The organism is Streptococcus cristatus, from assembly GCF_963529205.1.
In the GTDB taxonomy this organism is placed as follows: Bacteria; Bacillota; Bacilli; order Lactobacillales; family Streptococcaceae; genus Streptococcus; species Streptococcus cristatus_O.
Genome location: NZ_CAURYF010000074.1, coordinates 1 through 3023 on the forward strand (window position 1 = coordinate 1; position 3023 = coordinate 3023).

A 3023-nucleotide genomic window follows, 5' to 3' on the forward strand; every position below is an offset into this window, starting at 1 on the left:
TCCTTAAATTCAACCGTTTTTGCTTGCAATTCTTCATCGGTCAAGGCTGCCATTTCGTCCTCATAGGACATGACCTTGTCCGCCATCTTTTCTAATTTTCTTATTTCACCTTTATCATTTTCAATGATTTTTTTTAAAATATTAGCCATTTTATTCCTTACTCGCTATGTTCTGTTTATAAATGTTTCCTCTCATTATAGCATGTTTCCCCATATCTTTCAAGAAATAATCCATTTGGCAATTGGCTTGAAAGGCTGTCATTTCTCAATTTACACGCTTATCTGCCTAACTCTTCTTGCTCTCAAATTTGCTAAATAATCATGGTTTTCACGAAGTAGTTTCTCGCATAATTCTCCTAATTTCGATATAATAATAGCAATGAATATCAAAGAAGAAATTATCAAATTATCAAAAGACATTGGCATTTCTAAAATTGGCTTTACAACGGCAGATGACTTTGACTATCTGGAAAAGTCGCTACGCTTGGCCGTAGAAGAAGGCCGAAATTCAGGTTTTGAACACAAGAATATTGAGGAGCGAATTAAGCCCAAGCTGAGTTTGGCCTCAGCTAAGACCATCATCTCTATCGCAGTCGCCTACCCCCACAAGCTCAAGCAACAGCCACAAAAAACAGCTTACAAACGAGGAAAATTCACTCCCAACAGCTGGGGGCTGGATTACCACTATGTCCTACAGGACAAGCTAGATCGGCTTGCAAAGGGAATCGAAGAGCTGACCGCCGACTTTGAGTACAAGGGCATGGTAGATACAGGTGCTCTGGTCGACACTGCCGTAGCACGACGAGCAGGAATCGGCTTTATCGGCAAGAACGGCTTGGTCATCTCCAAGGAATTTGGTTCTTATATGTTTCTGGGTGAGCTCATTACCAATCTGGACATTGAGCCTGACCAGCCTGTCGACTATGACTGCGGAGACTGCAATCGTTGCGTGACAGCCTGTCCTACCTCCTGCCTCATTGGCGATGGAACAATGAACGCCAAACGCTGTCTATCCTTTCAGACCCAAGACAAGGGCATCATGGACCTGGAATTTCGCAAAAAAATCAAGACAGTCATCTATGGTTGCGACATCTGCCAAATTTGCTGCCCCTATAATAAAGGTTTAGACAATCCGCTCGCAACTGAGATTGACCCCGATCTAGCTCATCCCGAGCTCCTTCCTTTCTTGGAACTTTCTAATGGTCAATTTAAGGAAAAATTTGGCCATATAGCAGGTAGTTGGCGGGGTAAAAACATCCTGCAGCGCAATGCCATCATTGCTTTAGCCAATGCTAATGACCGCTCTGCTATTCCCAAACTACTAGAAATTATCGATAAAGGGCAAAATCCTATCCATATCGCTACGGCCATCTGGGCTCTCAGTCAGCTAGTACGCGAAGCCAGTCCTGAAATGATTGAGATGATTCTTGCTGTAAAAAATCCTACAGAAGCTATCAAAGAGGAACAGGAACAATTCCTAAAAAAATTTCACTTAACTAACTAAAAATAAATACAGTCTAATTTAGAAACTGCCTTAGAACGCAGCTTATACTAAATCAGACTGTATTTTTATGTTATTCAATTAGAAGCCATCTACGTTGGTGTAGATTTTTTGGACATCTTCATCGTCTTCAAGGACGCTATACAATTTTTCGAAGGTTTCTAAATCTTCTCCTGTTAATTCCACTTCAGACTGAGGAATCATTTCAAGCTCTGTCACTTGGAATTCTTGGATACCAGATTCACGCAAAGCTACAATTGCTTTATGTAGGTCAGTTGGCGCTGTATAAACTGTGATACTTCCTTCTTCAGCCTCTACATCGTCCACATCTACATCTGCTTCTAAAAGCAATTCAAAGATACTGTCTGCATCATCCCCAGCAAAAACGATGACACCTTTATTATCAAAAAGATAAGATACAGAGCCACTAGCACCCATGTTCCCGCCATTTTTACCAAAGGCTGCACGAACATTGGCTGCAGTCCGGTTGACATTCGAAGTCAATGTATCAACGATCAACATAGAACCATTCGGCCCAAAGCCTTCATAACGACCTTCTGTAAAGGTCTCGTCTGTATTTCCCTTAGCCTTGTCAATCGCCTTGTCAATAACATGCTTTGGCACTTGCGCTTGCTTAGCGCGATCAATAACGAACTTAAGGGCTGTGTTCAACTCAGGATCTGGTTCACCTTTTTTCGCTGCTACATAGATCTCTACACCGAATTTAGCATAAACTTTTGAGTTTGCGCCGTCTTTAGCTGTTTTCTTAGCTACAATGTTGGCCCACTTACGTCCCATTGGAATTTCTCCTTTAACTATTCTACATTTTTAATCTTCCTTATTATAACACAGGAAAGACGAAAAATCATCCAACAAAAACAGGAAAGTCCTCAATTCACTAAAATTATCTGCTGAAGTACGAACTAGATATAAAAAAGATTAGAGTACTAGTTCCTTATATCTTTTAAAATACCTAGATCAGTCATTACATTCTCTCAATAGCAAAATGAATAATACTAATAAATTTGAGGCGATATTCCTATCATTCTCCAGTAAATCTCCTATTTTACTAGAGCCTTCTCTCATTTCTTACTACCAAAGTTTGCTAATCAAATAAATAAAAAAATCGATAACTTCGTAAAGAAGTTATCGATTTTTGCGAGCTGTTAACTAATCGTCTACAACTCTTCAGTGATTACTATCCAAGCTGGAAAGAATTAATCTTCTTCTTTCAATCTTGGTTTAATCAAGCTGACACCTGCGAGTGTTGCAACAATTCCTAAACCAAGTACTGCTGCTGAAGATGATTTCTCACCTGTATTTGGCAGAGCAGTAGTTCCAGGAACTTTCGGTTCCACTGGCTTGTTCGGTACTTGTTTATTTGGTACCGGAGCTGGAGTTGGTGGAACAGGTTTCGGTTCTGGTTTTGGTTCTGGAGTAGGAGTTGGTTTTGGTTCCGGAGTTGGTGTCGGTGTAGGTGGAACTTCTACCTTCTTGTAAGTTACGACTTCATCTGCTGGTTT

At 40.5% G+C, this 3023-nt stretch carries 3 protein-coding genes; 1 reads left to right on the top strand and 2 read right to left on the bottom strand.

Translation table 11 applies throughout. From position 1 onward, the window contains the following. Positions 1 to 378 precede the first annotated feature (378 nt). Entirely contained in the window at positions 379 to 1503 is a 1125-nt protein-coding gene (gene queG / locus RWS39_RS09435; protein ID WP_314482929.1) for a tRNA epoxyqueuosine(34) reductase QueG, read from the top strand. A gap of 78 nt (positions 1504 to 1581) precedes the next feature. On the opposite strand, the gene RWS39_RS09440 is transcribed toward queG, so the two are convergent. Further along, positions 1582 to 2298: a YebC/PmpR family DNA-binding transcriptional regulator gene (locus RWS39_RS09440; protein WP_045498557.1), complete on the bottom strand. Its 717-nt coding sequence runs from the start codon at positions 2296 to 2298 to the stop codon at positions 1582 to 1584. Between the two features lie 419 nt (positions 2299 to 2717). Continuing rightward, positions 2718 to 3023, bottom strand: a 306-nt coding sequence (locus tag RWS39_RS09445; protein WP_314482932.1) for an LPXTG cell wall anchor domain-containing protein, incomplete at its 5' end; no start/stop codon positions are given.